12 protein-coding genes and 1 tRNA gene are annotated in these 14163 nt (G+C 72.0%); 7 read left to right on the top strand and 6 right to left on the bottom strand.

Annotation, left to right across the window (positions count from 1 at the left end):
- Window positions 1–8: 8 nt before the first annotated feature.
- The 3 genes from AB0I89_RS30775 (at window position 9) to AB0I89_RS30765 (ending at window position 2018) form a co-directional block, all read left to right on the top strand.
- Window positions 9–677 carry a DUF305 domain-containing protein gene (locus AB0I89_RS30775; protein WP_357133913.1) on the top strand — a complete coding sequence of 223 codons (669 nt, stop codon included), beginning with the start codon at window positions 9–11 and terminating at the stop codon, window positions 675–677.
- Between the two features lie 484 nt (window positions 678–1161).
- On the top strand, window positions 1162–1854 hold the full coding sequence (locus AB0I89_RS30770) for a winged helix-turn-helix domain-containing protein (protein ID WP_355052838.1): 693 nt from the start codon (window positions 1162–1164) through the stop codon (window positions 1852–1854).
- A gap of 92 nt (window positions 1855–1946) precedes the next feature.
- Window positions 1947–2018: transfer RNA gene (locus AB0I89_RS30765), tRNA-Arg, on the top strand.
- Window positions 2019–2399: 381 nt separating this feature from the next.
- Here the strand turns inward: AB0I89_RS30765 and AB0I89_RS30760 are convergent.
- The 4 genes from AB0I89_RS30760 to AB0I89_RS30745 form a co-directional block, all read right to left on the bottom strand.
- Window positions 2400–4781 (bottom strand): excinuclease ABC subunit UvrA, encoded by a 2382-nt coding sequence (locus AB0I89_RS30760; RefSeq protein ID WP_357133910.1) that lies wholly within the window; start codon window positions 4779–4781, stop codon window positions 2400–2402.
- Between the two features lie 34 nt (window positions 4782–4815).
- Window positions 4816–5265, bottom strand: a complete 450-nt coding sequence (locus AB0I89_RS30755) for a helix-turn-helix transcriptional regulator (RefSeq protein ID WP_357133907.1) — start codon at window positions 5263–5265, stop codon at window positions 4816–4818.
- A 103-nt stretch (window positions 5266–5368) separates the two neighbouring features.
- Entirely contained in the window at window positions 5369–6328 is a 960-nt protein-coding gene (locus AB0I89_RS30750) for an ATP-dependent DNA ligase (protein WP_357133904.1), read from the bottom strand.
- A complete protein-coding gene (locus tag AB0I89_RS30745) occupies window positions 6325–7851 on the bottom strand; it encodes an MFS transporter (protein ID WP_357133901.1) in 1527 nt (508 codons plus the stop codon). The genes AB0I89_RS30750 and AB0I89_RS30745 overlap by 4 nt, the downstream gene beginning before the upstream one ends.
- A 122-nt stretch (window positions 7852–7973) precedes the next feature.
- On the opposite strand from AB0I89_RS30745, the gene AB0I89_RS30740 reads away from it, so the two are divergent.
- The 3 genes from AB0I89_RS30740 to AB0I89_RS30730 all read left to right on the top strand — a co-directional run bounded on the left by AB0I89_RS30740 (window position 7974) and on the right by AB0I89_RS30730 (window position 11252).
- Entirely contained in the window at window positions 7974–8360 is a 387-nt protein-coding gene (locus AB0I89_RS30740) for a helix-turn-helix domain-containing protein (RefSeq protein WP_355052881.1), read from the top strand.
- 100 nt (window positions 8361–8460) lie between these two features.
- Window positions 8461–9048 carry a helix-turn-helix domain-containing protein gene (locus AB0I89_RS30735; RefSeq protein ID WP_357133898.1) on the top strand — a complete coding sequence of 196 codons (588 nt, stop codon included), beginning with the start codon at window positions 8461–8463 and terminating at the stop codon, window positions 9046–9048.
- On the top strand, window positions 9048–11252 hold the full coding sequence (locus AB0I89_RS30730; protein WP_357133895.1) for an MMPL family transporter: 2205 nt from the start codon (window positions 9048–9050) through the stop codon (window positions 11250–11252). The genes AB0I89_RS30735 and AB0I89_RS30730 overlap by 1 nt, the downstream gene beginning before the upstream one ends.
- Window positions 11253–11348: 96 nt before the next feature.
- On the opposite strand, the gene AB0I89_RS30725 is transcribed toward AB0I89_RS30730, so the two are convergent.
- On the bottom strand, window positions 11349–12605 hold the full coding sequence (locus AB0I89_RS30725) for an erythromycin esterase family protein (protein WP_357133892.1): 1257 nt from the start codon (window positions 12603–12605) through the stop codon (window positions 11349–11351).
- A gap of 100 nt (window positions 12606–12705) precedes the next feature.
- Between AB0I89_RS30725 and AB0I89_RS30720 the strand changes: the two genes are divergently transcribed.
- Window positions 12706–12897 (top strand): DUF2795 domain-containing protein, encoded by a 192-nt coding sequence (locus AB0I89_RS30720; protein ID WP_357133889.1) that lies wholly within the window; start codon window positions 12706–12708, stop codon window positions 12895–12897.
- Between the two features lie 50 nt (window positions 12898–12947).
- Here AB0I89_RS30720 and AB0I89_RS30715 read toward each other — a convergent pair whose 3' ends face one another.
- On the bottom strand, window positions 12948–13850 hold the full coding sequence (locus AB0I89_RS30715) for a Gfo/Idh/MocA family oxidoreductase (protein ID WP_357133886.1): 903 nt from the start codon (window positions 13848–13850) through the stop codon (window positions 12948–12950).
- Window positions 13851–14163: the final 313 nt, after the last annotated feature.

The following is a 14163-nucleotide window of genomic DNA, read 5'->3' as shown; positions in this document are numbered from 1 at the left end:
GGACCTCGATGACAGCCCCCACCACCACCGACAGCGAGTACGACGAGACCCAGGCCGGCCCAGACGAGGGCGGCCGGGCGCCGGCACGGCGCTACGGGCTGCTCGCGCTTACCGCCCTGCTGGTGGTGGGGCTGTTGCTCGGGTACACCGGCGGTCTGCTCACCCCCCGGCTCACCCGCCCCGGTGACGCCTCGGTCGAGGCGGGTTTCGCCCGGGACATGACGACCCACCACACCCAGGCCGTGGAGATGAGCCTGATCGCGTACCGGTCGGCGACGCTGCCCGAGGTCCGGCAGATCGCCGTCGACATCGCCACCGGCCAGCAGGGTGAGATCGGCGCCATGCAGACCTGGCTGCGCGAGTGGGGGCTGAGCCCGACCGGCTCGCAGCCGCCGATGTCGTGGATGTCCGACGGCGCGGCCGTCAAGGACGGGCTGATGCCGGGCATGGCCACGCCGCAGCAGATGGCCGCCCTGCGCGACGCCAAGGGCATCGAGGTCGACCGGCAGTTCCTGACCCTCATGTACAACCACCACCTGGGCGGGATCCACATGATCGACGCGGCGCTCGCCGAGACCGACAACGCCGAGGTGGTACGGGTGGCCGAGACCATGAAGTCCACCCAGCAGTCCGAGCTGAACAACCTCCGGCAGCTCCAGGCGCAGGCCAAGGGCTGATCCACTCCGCACGGGCACACCGGGCCCGCGTCACCGCCGCACCTCGGCGGGACGCGGGCCCGGCCCGTATCCGGCCGCTGCCCCGCGGCGGGGGGCGGGGCACGGTCTCGGTGATCGACTCGGATTCCTGCAAATCGGGCTGTCGGCGCGGCCGGGACGCCCCGACTTCCACGAACCCGAGTCGACCATGACGTCCACGACGCGGGGGCGCGCATGATCCACCCGAGATCGGCGATGTGGCGGTGTCCAGGCGCGCGGATGCCGCCACATCGGCGACCTGGCGGCGGACCACGCCGGATCGCCACCCGAGCCACGCCGCCCGCCGGACCCGCCGGACCCGCCGGGCCACCCGGCGACCGTGGCATCCCATAGATACCTAGTCGTCACTTATGGCCGTTTTGCCCTAGACAGGCGATTACATCGCTTAGAGAGTTTTCTCCACACATATCGTGACCAGTAGTGATTCGTGCTCGTTGCCCAAGACGTGGGGGTTGCACTCAGAGACGCACGGCGCTCGGTCACCAGTTGGTGCCGACGCCACACCATCGGCGGTGACGGGGCGGTGGCAGCCGTCCGTCGCGGACAGCGGCAGGGCGAGCCGGGAATGCTCAGCCGCGAGCAGGAACTCGAACTGATCGACACACTCCGGGGCGTCCACCCCGACGAGTTCGGCCTGGACGAGGAGCTGTGGACGCGGCAGAGCCTCACCACGCTCATCCAGCGCCGGTTCGACCTTCCGCTGGACGTGGGCGCGGTCGGGGCGTACCTGCGGGCCTGGGGGTTGGGTCCACGCGAGCCGCGCGAGCGTGCCTGCGGGCTCTGCGTCAGCGCGGTCGAACGGTGGGTACGCAGCGAGTACCCGGCGATCACCCGGACGGCCCAGGAGCACCTCGCCGAGGTCTACTGGATCGGGCGGGTACGGCTGCGCGGCACGATGCCGGCCGCCGACGTGATCTCCGCCGTGTCGTCCCGGGGCCGGGTGCGCTTCATGATCACGACGCCGACGGTCGACCCGCCGCTCCCCCGCGACTTCGTACTGCGACTCAGTGGCGAGGAACAGCGCACCGTGCACCTGATCGTGGACGGGTCCTGGCCCCGCAACGAGTGGCCGCGCCGGCTGCCCCGGCGGATCGTCCTGCACCCGCTGCCCAGTTGCGGACGGGCGGTCGCGGCCTGAGTACCGGGCGGGCCGGTCGCCGACACGACCGGCCCACCCGATACCGATTCGGCGTACGCGGAGGAGGTTTGCTAGTCTTCTCCAGTCGCTGAGCCCCCGTAGCTCAGGGGATAGAGCACCGCCCTCCGGAGGCGGGGGCGCAGGTTCGAATCCTGCCGGGGGCACAAGCTTTCGCGCTCCATGTCCGCTGAGAAGCGCGGACCTGGGGCGCTTGTCATTTCTGTCCCGGGGCCGAGCCCCGGACCCCACGCCCCGCCGCCGGCTCGCGTCGAACCGTCCCCGCCCCGGACCCCACTCCCCCGCCGCCCCGGCTCGCGTCGAACCGTCCCCGCCCCGGACCCCACGCTCCCGCCGCCGGCTCGCGTCCAACTGCATCGCCCCAGGCCCGAACCCATCGACTCCGCGATCTTGCAGTTTCGGTTGTGATTTTGGGCGGGATGCGCCTTTTGCCGCCGCAGAAAGTGCAAGATCGCGGGGACCGTGGGGGCGCGAGGCGGAGCGGCGCGGGGTGGGCGGGGGCGGGGCGGGGGCGGGGCTGGGAGAGATTAGGCGTTGATGTACTCGGCCAGGTGTTGTCCGGTTAGGGTGCTGCGGGCCGTTACCAGGTCGGCCGGGGTGCCTTCGAAGACGATTCGGCCGCCGTCGTGGCCGGCGCCCGGGCCGAGGTCGATGATCCAGTCGGCGTGCGCCATGACGGCCTGGTGGTGCTCGACGACGATCACCGACGTGCCGGAGTCGACCAGCCGGTCCAGCAGGCCGAGCAGTTGCTCCACGTCGGCGAGGTGCAGGCCGGTGGTCGGCTCGTCGAGGACGTAGATGCCGCCCTTCTCGGCCATCCGGGTGGCCAGCTTGAGCCGCTGCCGCTCGCCGCCGGACAGGGTGGTCAACGGCTGGCCGAGGCTGAGGTAGCCGAGCCCGACGTCGACGAGTCGGTCGAGGATGGCGTGCGCCGCCGGGGTACGCGCCTCGCCCGTGCCGAAGAACGCCGCCGCCTCGGTCACCGACATGGCGAGCACCTCGCTGATGTCCCGGCCGCCGAACCGGTATTCCAGTACGGACGCCTGGAACCGCCGCCCCTCGCACTCCTCGCAGGTGGCGGCGACGCCGGCCATCATCCCCAGGTCGGTGTAGATGACGCCGGCGCCGTTGCAGCCGGGGCAGGCACCCTCGGAGTTGGCGCTGAACAGCGCGGGCTTCACACCGTTGGCCTTGGCGAACGCCTTGCGGATCGGGTCGAGCAGACCCGTGTACGTCGCGGGGTTGCTCCGTCGGGAGCCGCGGATCGCGCTCTGGTCGACCGACACCACGCCGTCGGTGCCGGACACCGAGCCGTGGATGAGCGAGCTCTTGCCCGAACCGGCCACGCCGGTCACCACCACGAGCACGCCGAGCGGGATGTCGACGTCGACGTCCCGCAGGTTGTGGGTGTTCGCGCCCCGCACGGCGAGCGTGCCGGACGGTGTACGCACCGACGACTTCAGCGCGGCCCGGTCGTCCAGGTGCCGCCCGGTCAGGGTGTCGCTGGCGCGCAGCCCGTCGACGGTGCCCTCGAACACCACCTCACCCCCGCCGGTGCCGGCGCCCGGACCGAGGTCGACGACGTGGTCGGCGATGGCGATGGCCTCCGGCTTGTGCTCCACGACCAGGACGGTGTTGCCCTTGTCGCGCAGTCTCAGCAGCAGGCCGTTCATCCGGGCGATGTCGTGCGGGTGCAGCCCGATCGTCGGTTCGTCGAAGACGTACGTGACGTCGGTGAGCGACGACCCGAGGTGGCGGATCATCTTGGTGCGCTGCGCCTCGCCGCCGGAGAGCGTGCCGGACGGTCGGTCGAGTGACAGGTAGCCCAGCCCGATCTCCTCGAACGAGTCGAGGAGGTGTTGCAACCCGCTGAGCAGCGGCGCGACCGACGGCTCCTGGATGCCCCGGACCCAGGCCGCGAGGTCGCTGATCTGCATGGCGCAGACGTCGGCGATGTTCTTGCCCGCGATCTTCGACGAGCGGGCCTCGGCGCTGAGCCGGGTGCCGTCGCAGTCGGGGCAGGTCGTGAACGTGACCGCCCGGTCCACGAAGGCACGGATGTGCGGCTGCAACGTGTCGATGTCCTTGGACAGGAACGACTTCTGGATCTGCGGGATCAGGCCCGAGTACGTCAGGTTGATGCCCTCAACCTTGATCTTGGTCGGTTCCCGGTGGAGCAGGTCCTGCAGCTCCCGCTTCGTGTACTTGCTGATGGGCTTGTCCGGGTCGAAGTAGCCGCAGCCCCGGAAGAGCCGCCCGTACCAGCCCTCCATGCTGTAGCCGGGGATCGTGATCGCGCCCTCGTTGAGCGACTTGCTGTCGTCGTACAGCGCGGAGAGGTCGAAGTCGGTGACCGCGCCCATCCCCTCGCAGCGCGGGCACATGCCGCCCAGGCGGTTGAAGGTCGCCTTCTCGGTCTTCGTCTTGCCCGCGCCACGTTCCACGGTGATCGCGCCGCTGGCCCGGACCGACGGGACGTTGAAGGAGAAGGCGTTCGGCGAGCCGATGTGCGGCTGCCCGAGCCGGCTGAACAGGATGCGCAGCATCGCGTTGGCGTCGGTGGCGGTGCCGACGGTGGAGCGGGCGTTGGCCCCCATCCGCTCCTGGTCGACGATGATCGCGGTGGTGAGCCCGGCCAGCACGTCGACCTCGGGCCGGGTCAGCGTCGGCATGAAGCCCTGGAGGAAGGCGCTGTAGGTCTCGTTGATCATCCGCTGCGACTCGGCGGCGATGGTGCCGAACACCAGCGAGCTCTTGCCCGAGCCGGAGACACCGGTGAACACCGTGAGGCGACGCTTCGGCAGCTCGACCGTGACGTCCTTGAGGTTGTTGACGCGAGCGCCCTGTACCCGGATCAGGTCGTGGCGGTCCGCGACGTGCGCCGCGGGCGAGTCCGTGGCCTTGCTCATCGTCTCTCCATCTGCTGGGGTGGCGGGGCCCCGGTCACGCTAGGGGTGGCCGCGTGACCTGCGCTTCTCGATTCCTGATGGGTCTGGTGACCTGCTTCGCCGTACAGGATGGCAGCCCGGCGGTCGACAGCGCCGCCTCCCGGCGGTACGTGCTGGGGGGCATACCGACCAGTTCGGTGAAGCGGGTGCTGAAGGTGCCGAGCGACGAGCAGCCGACCGCGAAACAGACATCGGTGACGCTCAGGTCGCCACGACGCAGCAGGGCCATGGCGCGCTCCACGCGCCGGGTCATGAGATAGCTGTACGGCGATTCGCCGTAGGCGAGCCGGAACTCCCGGCTGAGGTGCCCCGCCGACATGTGGACGCCCCGGGCGAGCGCCTCGACGTCCAACGGCTGCGCGTACTCCCGGTCGATGCGGTCGCGGACGCGACGCAGCCGCGCGAGGTCGGCGAGGCGCTGGCTCTCCGTGGATCGGCTGGTCACCCGGCAAATCGTGCCACAGACCACCGACAAGACAGGACCGCCGGACGGCCGAGCCGGAGCCGAGCCGCGTGGCGGCGGGTGGGGCAGTCGTCGGGGCGTACCGTCAGGTGGTTTCGCGGCGGGCGCGGGCCCGGCGCTTGCCCTCGTGCATGGCCTGAACGCGGGCCACCGGGATGGCGCGACCCTCGGTGACCAGGTCGGCGGGGATCCGCTGGGGTTCCGGCAGCAGCGCGACCCACGGGTCGGTCCCGGCGAGCAGCGCCGGGACCGTCCGGATGGTGAAGTCCGCCGGGGTCACCTCGGTCAGGTCGGCCCAGTCGACCGGGAAGGACACCGGCATCCCGGGCCGTAGTCGCGGGCTGTACGCGGCGACGACCGTCGCCCCGCCGGAGCGGGTGGCGTCCACGAACACCTTCCCGCCCCGGTCCTCGCGGATGTACGCCGTGGTGGCGAGCGCCGGGTCGAGCCGTTCGGCGCGGACGGCGAGCGCCCGGGTGGCGGCCGCCAACTCCTCGGCGGTGGCGTCGCCGGTGACCGGGACGAAGACGTGCACGCCCTTGGCGCCGCTGGTCTTGACCGCTCCGACCAGGCCGGCGTCGGCGAGCGCCTGGCGGACCAGCACGGCCGCGTCGACCGCCGCCCGGAACCCGTCGCCCTCGGGCGGGTCCAGGTCGAGCACCAGGTGGGTCGGTCGGTGCAGGTCGGCAACCGTGGCCAGGGTCGGGTGGTACTCGACGGCCCGCTGGTTGGCGAGCCAGAGCAGGGTCCGCCGGTCGTCGCAGAGGGCGTACGAGATCTCCCGGTGCGACGCCTCGGCCCAGAGGGGCGTCCGGCGTACCCAGTCCGGGGTGTAGCGGGGCAGGTTCTTCTGCATGAACGGCGGCTGGCCGGGGCGGACCCGGATCACCGACAGCGGCCGGTCCCGGAGTTGCCCGATGATCGGCCCCCGGACCGCGTCGAGGTAGTCGACAAGGTCGCGCTTGGTGGCGTCGTCACGGTCGGACAGCGGCTGGTCCAGGTTGGTCAGGGCCACGCCGTCGCGGGTCTCGTCAGCCTCACTCACCCGATCACCCTCGCGGCCTCGGCGTCGTCGGTCAACCGGACGCGGCGCTCGGAGGCCTGCCGATTTCGAGGACCACGGTCGGCGGCCGGCCCGTCGACCGGTCCGTCGACGTCGGGTCGCGCCCCGCCCGGCCGGCGCGGCACCGTGCACAGCGCCAGCAGGGCGGCGAGCACCAGGGCGGCGGCCACCGCGAACGCCACCCGGTAACCGCCGGCCAGCGCGGCCGCCTCGGCCTGACCGGCGGCCCGCAGAGCGTCGCTGCGGGCCGCCGCGAGGGTCGCCAGCGTCGCCAGGCCGAGCGCTCCCCCGACCTGCTGGGTCGTGTTGGCCAGACCGGAGGCGAGCCCGGCGTCGGCGTCGGTCGCGCCGGCCATCGCCAGCGTGGTGACCGCCGGCAGGGTCAGGCCGCCGGCCACCCCGAAGATCAACATCGCCGGGAGTACGTCGGCGACGTAACTCCCGTCGGCAGACAGCCGGGCGAGCAGCAGGAAACCGACGGCGGCCAGGCCGAGCCCGGTCACCAGCACGGTTCGGGCGCCCCAGCGGGCGATCAGCCTGCCCGCCAGGCCGAGCGACACCGCCGCGATCACCACGGGGGTGGGCAGGAACGCCCAGCCGGTCGCCGCCGCGTCCAGCCCGAGCACCAGTTGCAGCTCCACGGCGAGCAGGAACTGGAAGCCGAAGAACGCGGCCACCATGAGGAACTGCACGGTGTTCGCCGCGAGCAGCCCCGGGACGCGCAGTAGTCGGGGAGGCAGCAGCGGGGTGGACGCCACGCCCTGGCGTAGCGCGAAGCCGCCGAGCAGCAGCACGGCGAGCGCCACCGCGCCGAGGGTGCGCGGGCTGGTCCAGCCGTGCTCACCCGTACCCACGATGCCCAGCACGGCCGCCATCAGGCCGGCGGTGGCGAGCACGGCGCCCGGCACGTCGAGGCCGGCCCGCAGGCCGATGCCCCGCTCGGCGGGGAGCCGGCGGACGGCGGCGAGCAGGATCGCCGCCCCGATCGGGAGGTTCACCAGGAAAATCGAACGCCAGCCAGCCAGCTCGGTCAGCACTCCCCCGGCCACCGTGCCGATCGACGCGCCGGCCGCCCCGGTGAAGCTGTAGACGGCGATCGCGCGGGCCCGCTCGGCCGGCTCGGGATAGAGCCGGACGATCATGCCGAGGCTGACCGCCATGGCCAGCGCGCCACCGACACCCTGGCCGAACCGCGCGCCGACGAGCAGGGCCGGCCCGCCGGCCGCCGCGCAGGCCGCCGAGGCCACGGTGAACAGCACGACGCCGGCCAGGAAGACCCGGCGTCGGCCGAGCAGGTCACCGAGACGGCCGGCGAGCAGCAACAGCCCGCCGAACGCCACCAGGTAGGCGTTGACCACCCAGGCCAGCCCGGCGGCGGTGAAGCCCAGGTCGCGTTGGACGGCGGGCAGGGCCACCGACACGACGCTGCCATCGAGAATGATCATGAGGCTGCCGGCGCAGAGCACCAGCAGCGCCGGCCAGCGGGACGGGGTCGCTCGGTCCACGGAATCCTCCTTGGTGCACGGTTTGTTACCGACGCCATCGTCTGTGACCATGAGCGGGAGCGGAAGGAGGCACTGTTGTGTCCCAGAGGAACAGCGATGTGTCCGCGCTGGTGGAGGCCGAGCTGACCTGCTCACCCGGGAACGTGCCCTTCACCCCCGGGCAGGCGCGGGCGTGCACCGTCCGTGAGGTGCTCGACCGGGTCGGCGGCAAGTGGAGCATCGGCATCCTGGTGGCGGCCTCGCACGGCCCGGTGCGCTTCACCGAGTTGGAGCGGCACATCGAGGGCATCAGCCGGCGGATGCTCACGCTGACCCTGCGCAACCTGGAACGCGACGGCCTGCTGCACCGCACCGTCTACCCGACCGTGCCCCCCAAGGTCGAATACGTGGCCACCCCGATGGCCCTGGAGCTGTACGAGTCGCTGGTGGCCCTGACGAGCTGGGCCGAGCGGCACCGCCGGGCGATCGCCGAGGCGCGGACCCGGTACGACGCGGAGCACGCGGACTAGACAGGAACCGGGTGTGGGGAACACCACCCGGTTTGTCTGACCGATCGGTCAGGGTCTGACCGATCGGTCAGGCATGCTGGTTCACGGAGGTGGACCGGTGATGGCGAGAGCGGTGTCCGAGACGCACGGCGAGATCCTGGCCGCAGCGGCACGACGGTTCGCGGTGACCGGCTACCGGGGCACCTCGTTGCAGGACATCGCCCGCGAGGTCGGCTGCTCCAAGGCCACCGTGCTCTACCACTTCGCCAACAAGGAAGCCCTGCTCGCCGAGCTGATGGCACCGGCCATCACGGTGCTGACCGACCTCGACGACCAGCTCAGCGGCCTGACCGGCGCGGCCGCCCAGGACGTCGCCGCGGTCGGCTTCGTCGACCTCGCGGTCCGGTTCCGGCGGGAGATCGCCGTCCTGCGCGGCGAGTTCCCGGAGCTGCTGTGCCAGCCGGCCTTCGCCCACATCCAGCAGATCTCCGAACGGCTGCGCGACGCACTGGCCGGCCACTCCGACCGTCCCGGCGCCCGGATCGCCGCGCTGGTGCTGCTGGCCGGCATCTCCGAGGCATGCGCCGAGTTCGTCGACATCCCCGACGACGAGCTGCGTCCCGCCCTGCTCACCCTCGCCCGGCGGGCCGTCGAACCCGTCGGGACACCCCAGCCCCAACCACCCACGACCGAGGACAAGGACTCCTGATGGCCACCCTGCTCTACCGGCTCGGCCGGGGCGCGTTGCGCCGGCGACGGCTCGTCGTCGCGCTCTGGCTCGTCGTACTCGTCGGCGCCGGCCTGGCCGCGGCGACCCTGCGCGGCCCGACGGCGAGCAACTTCACCATGCCCGGAACCGAGAGCCAGCGCGCCCTCGACCTGCTCAGCGAGCAGTTCCCCGCAGCCAGCGGCGCCACCGGCACGATCACGCTCAAGGCGCCCGGCGACGGCCAACTGGCCACCCCGGAGGGCCAGGCCGTGGTGCAGGAGCTGGTCCAGCAAGCCGGGACGCTGCCCGGCGTCGTCGGCGCGGTCAACCCGCTCCAAGTCGGCGCCGTCTCGCCCAACGGCCGGTACGCGCTGGTGCAGGTCCAGTTCGCCACCGGGGCGGACGAGGTGACCGACGCGCAGAAGACCGCGTACGAGGAGGTCGGCGCGGCGGCCAAGGCGAAGGGCTGGCAGGTCGCCCCGGGCGGTGAGGTGCTGGGCGGGGAGCCGGAGATCGGCTCGACCGAGGCGCTCGGCGTCCTGGTCGCCGCGATCGTCCTGATCATCACGTTCGGCTCGCTGGTGGCCGCCGGCATGACCATGCTCAACGCGCTGATCGGCGTGGGCGTCGGCATGGCCGGCCTGTTCGCGCTGAGCGGCGTCATCGAGTTGACCAGCACGGCGCCGATCCTCGCGCTGATGCTCGGCCTCGCCGTCGGCATCGACTACTCGCTGTTCATCACCTCCCGGCACCGGCAGAACCTGCTCGACGGCCTGCCCCCGGACGAGGCGGTCGGCCGGGCCGTCGGCACCGCCGGCTCCGCCGTGGTCTTCGCGGGCGCCACCGTCGTCATCGCGCTCGCCGGCCTGGCCGTGGTGGACATCCCGTTCCTCACCGTGATGGGTCTCGCCGCCGCCGGCACCGTCACCGTGGCCGTCCTCGTCGCCATCACCCTGCAGCCGGCGCTGCTCGGCTTCGCCGGTCGCCGGGTGCTCCCCCGCCGGCTGCGGGCACTCGCCAACGAGGGCACGCCGGGCACCGACGCGGACCTCGACCGGCCGGCCCCGGCCGAGGACCGCACCCGGTTCGGCTTCCGCTGGGCCCGGTTCGTCACCCGTTTCCGCGTACCCGTGATCCTGGTCGGGCTGCTCGGTCTGGGGCTGCTCGCGCTGCCCACGCCCGACATGCGGCTGGCGTTGCCGGGCGCGGCGACGGCCGCCGTCGGCTCTCCGGCCCGGGTGGCGAACGACCTGACCGTCGAGGGCTTCGGCCCGGGCTTCACGGGCCGGCTCGCGGTGGTCGTCGCGGGCGACGACGCACCGGCGACCGCGGCCGCCGTACCGCAGGTCACCGCGCTGCTGCAACGTACCGAGAACGTCCTCGCGGTGGCGCCGCCGCAGCTCAGCCCGGACGGCCGGACGGCGCTGCTCGGCGTGGTGCCCAAGACCGGCCCGACCGACGAGGCCACCGAGACGCTGGTGCACGACATCCGCGACTCGGTCAGCGGCATCCGCGGCGCGGACGTCCTGCTCACCGGCGTCACCGCGATCGGCATCGACGTCTCCGAGAAGCTCTCCGACGCGCTGCCGGTCTACCTGCTGCTGGTGGTCGGGCTGTCGGTCCTGCTGTTGATGCTGGTGTTCCGCTCGCTGCTGGTGCCGGTCAAGGCCGCGCTGGGCTTCCTGCTCACCGTCGCCGCCACGTTCGGCATCACGGTGGCGGTGTTCCAGCAGGGGCACCTCGCCGACCTGGTCGGCCTGGACACGCCAGGCCCGCTGATCAGCTTCCTGCCGATCCTGCTCATCGGCATCCTGTTCGGGCTCGCCATGGACTACGAGGTGTTCCTGGTCTCCCGGATGCGGGAGGACTTCGTGCACGGTGAGAGCGCCCGGGCGGCCACGATCAGCGGCATGGGGCACGGCGCCCGGGTGGTCACCGCCGCCGCGCTGATCATGATGTCGGTGTTCGGGGGCTTCGTCTTCCTCGATGACCCGGTGATCAAGTCGATGGGCTTCGCGCTCGCCATCGGCGTGGCGATCGACGCCTTCGTGGTCCGCATGACCATCGTCCCGGCCGTGATGTCCCTGCTCGGCGACCGCGCCTGGTGGCTGCCCCGCTGGCTGAACCGCGCCCTGCCCAACGTCGACATCGAAGGCGAAGGCCTCCGCGACCACCTCACGACCCAGGAACCCACGAGGGTCTAGGTCCCAGCCTGGTCGATCATGGAGTTGTGGTGCCCGTCGTGCCCTGACTCGGGCACTTCGTCCGGCACCACAACTCCATGATCGGCGCGGGCCCGGTCACACACCGGCCGGGTACGTCTCCATCTCGCCGGGGGCGGCGGGGACCGCCAGCGGGTGCAGGGCCGTCGTTTCGTCGCACCAGATGAGCGCGTCATAGCGCGCGGCCAGGCGCGTCGGCACATAGTTGCCCCAGGACTCGAACGACGGGTCGTAGACCACCCCGATCGCCCGGTGGTCCGCCGGCTCGGTGACCCAGCCCGGCTGGTCGTCACCGCCGAAGACGAGCACCGCCCGCTCGGGCATCAGCTCGTGCAACCGCCGCTCCACCGAGCCCTCCCGTGCCGGCGGCACCACCATCGCCTCCGAGGGCGAGCCCCACCGGGGAGCGGCGATCACCGTGCCCCGGTAGGTGCCGAACCCGATCAGCGCCACCGCGTCGTCGCCGTGCCGTTCGCGGGCCAACTGACCAATGTTGACCATCCCGTCCGCGGCCATGTCGGTGGCCCGCGCGTCCCCCACGTGCGTGTTGTGCGCCCAGACGATCCCTCGGGCGTCCGGGCCGTAGCGGTGCAGCAGCCGGTCCAAAGTGTCCTGCATGTGGGTGTCTCGGATGTTCCACGAGTCCGGACCGCCGGCCACCATCGCCCGGTAGTAGCGCTCCGCGCCGGCCACCACCTCCGCGTTCTGCCAGGCCGAGAAGCGGTCCGGGCCGTCTGACATGGCCTGCTCCCGGGTACGCGCCAACAGCCGGACCACCTCCTCCTCGCACCGGGCGGAGACGAACCGGCTGGCCGCGCCGTACTCCTCGACCCGCTTGCCGTACGGCTCGAAGCACCGGTACGCGTCCTGCGCCGCCTCCAGCGAGGTCGGGTCCTCCTCCCCCAGGTAGTCGAAGATCGCCTGCATCGACTCCCAGAGGCTGTAGACGTCGAGCCCGTGGAACCCGGTCCGCTCACCCTCCGGCCGTTGCAGGTTCCACGCCCGCAGCCACCGGCAGAAGCGCGCCACCTCGGCGTTGGCCCACATCCAGGTCGGCCACCGCTCGAAGCGCTCCAGCGCGCTCTGCGGATCGAGGGCCCCGCCGGGCGCGGCGGTGACCGAGCGGTGCACCCGGTCGCAGTCCGGCCAGTCGCCCTCTACGGCCACGAACGAGAAGCCGCACTCCGCGATCAGTCGACGGGTCAACTGCTCACGGAGCCGGTAGTAGTCGTAACTGCCGTGCGTGGACTCGCCGATCATCACCACCCGGGCGTCCCGAACGCGCTCCAGCAACGGGTCGAAGTCGCTCGGCGCGCCGAGCCGCTGAACCAGCATGGCAGCGGCTACCCGGCGCTCACGCCGACAAACCGTCGGCGCGTCGCGAGCCGACACGCCGTCAGCGTGTACGCATGACACGAGCGGGTAGCCAACCGACATGACCGTGTCAGGCGTGCAGTTGCAGGAGTACCTGGCCGGGCTCGACTACCCGGTCTCCCGCGAGGACCTCGTCCGCTGGGCGCAGGAGAACGGCGCCGACACGAGCATGCTGCACATGCTCCAGGCCCTACCACCCGAACAGTTCGACAACCCCGAAGAACTAACCGAGGCCCTAACAACCCCCACCTAAACCCCAGACCCCGTTGTACGGGGTGGGAGGGGTTGGGGGATGGGGGAGGGCTAGGGAAGGCGGATCGTGCGGGATTGTTGGCGGGCCTCCTCGGCGGCGGCGATGATCGTGACCACCTCGCGGCCAAAGCGGACGTCGCAGCGGTGGTCGCGGGCACCGGTCCGGACCTGCTCGACGAGCTGGTCGATCGCCACACCGAACGCCGTCGCGGCGTCGTTCTCGCCGTGCGGCACGGTCTCGATGCCGTTCTCGCCGTAGAACACGAACTCCCGGGCCATCGCCTCGGTCGGCGCGTCCAGGGAGAGCGAGGCGCTGCTGGTCGCACCACCCTCGTGGGTGAGCAGCAGGTGCACCATCCCGCTCGGGCCGTCCATCGCGGCCACCTGGGTGACCCGCCCCAACACCGGCAGAAGGATCGAGAGCGCGTGCGGGGCGATGTCCCAGAGCGCGCCGTGCTCGCGACGCCACAGCGAGCCGCCGTACGGGCTGCCGTCCTGGAAGATCGACGCGAAGGCCGTGGTGCGGCCGTGCTGCCAGCCACCGGCGGCGGCGGTCGACGCGAGGAACGCGGTGACGTTCGGCTGGAACCGCTGGGTGAAGAACACCACCGAGGCCACTCCCGACGCCTGGGCGGCGGCGACCACCCGGTCGGCGTCGTCCACGCTGAGCGCCAACGGCTTGTCCAGCAGCAGGTGCCGGCCGGCGTTCGCGGCACGGACCGCGATGTCGGCCTGGACGTCCGGCGGCAGCGCGACGGCGATGGCCTCGCACTGCTCAATGAGGGCGTCGACGTCGGCGTACGCGGGCACGCCGTACCGCTCGGCCAGCGCGGAGGCCCGCTCCGGGTTACGCCCCCACACCCCGACCAGTTCCGCGTCCGGGTGTGCGTGCAGCGCCTTCCCGTGCGTCTCGATCGCCCAGTGACCGGTGCCGAACAAGCCGAACCGCAGCACGTGTACCTCCGCCGTTTCCCCCGACCGTGGCGACGCCACGGACGTGATCCACGCTAGTCGCCCCAGCAGGTCCGTCGGCGGCGGGTCGCCATCCGGAGCAGCGCGCGTACTGCCGACCGGGGGTGACCATGGTCCGACGAGTGCCTGTCGAGCTGCCCCAGATCCGGGGCGCCCCACACCGTCCTGCAGAGCCCCATCCGACTTCCGACGCTCGCCCCACTGCTGGCGCAGAGATCCGAGATGGCCTTGCCCCAAATCTGGGGCAGCTCGACAGCGCCTGCATACCCCCTCGGGCTGCCGCGCGGCCGAACGC

Source organism: Micromonospora sp. NPDC049801 (assembly GCF_040656575.1).
Classification (GTDB): Bacteria; Actinomycetota; Actinomycetes; order Mycobacteriales; family Micromonosporaceae; genus Micromonospora.
The sequence above is the reverse complement of the archived record's forward strand: the minus strand, read 5'-3'. Positions and strand labels throughout refer to the sequence as shown.

Coding starts and splice junctions, on each gene's coding strand:
- AB0I89_RS30775 (WP_357133913.1), top strand. CDS start 9: ATGACAGCCCCCACCACCACCGACAGCGAGTACGACGAGACCCAGGCC.
- AB0I89_RS30760 (WP_357133910.1), bottom strand. CDS start 4,781: ATGAGCAAGGCCACGGACTCGCCCGCGGCGCACGTCGCGGACCGCCAC.
- AB0I89_RS30735 (WP_357133898.1), top strand. CDS start 8,461: ATGGCGAGAGCGGTGTCCGAGACGCACGGCGAGATCCTGGCCGCAGCG.
- AB0I89_RS30730 (WP_357133895.1), top strand. CDS start 9,048: ATGGCCACCCTGCTCTACCGGCTCGGCCGGGGCGCGTTGCGCCGGCGA.
- AB0I89_RS30725 (WP_357133892.1), bottom strand. CDS start 12,605: ATGCTGGTTCAGCGGCTCGGCGCGCCGAGCGACTTCGACCCGTTGCTG.
- AB0I89_RS30720 (WP_357133889.1), top strand. CDS start 12,706: ATGACCGTGTCAGGCGTGCAGTTGCAGGAGTACCTGGCCGGGCTCGAC.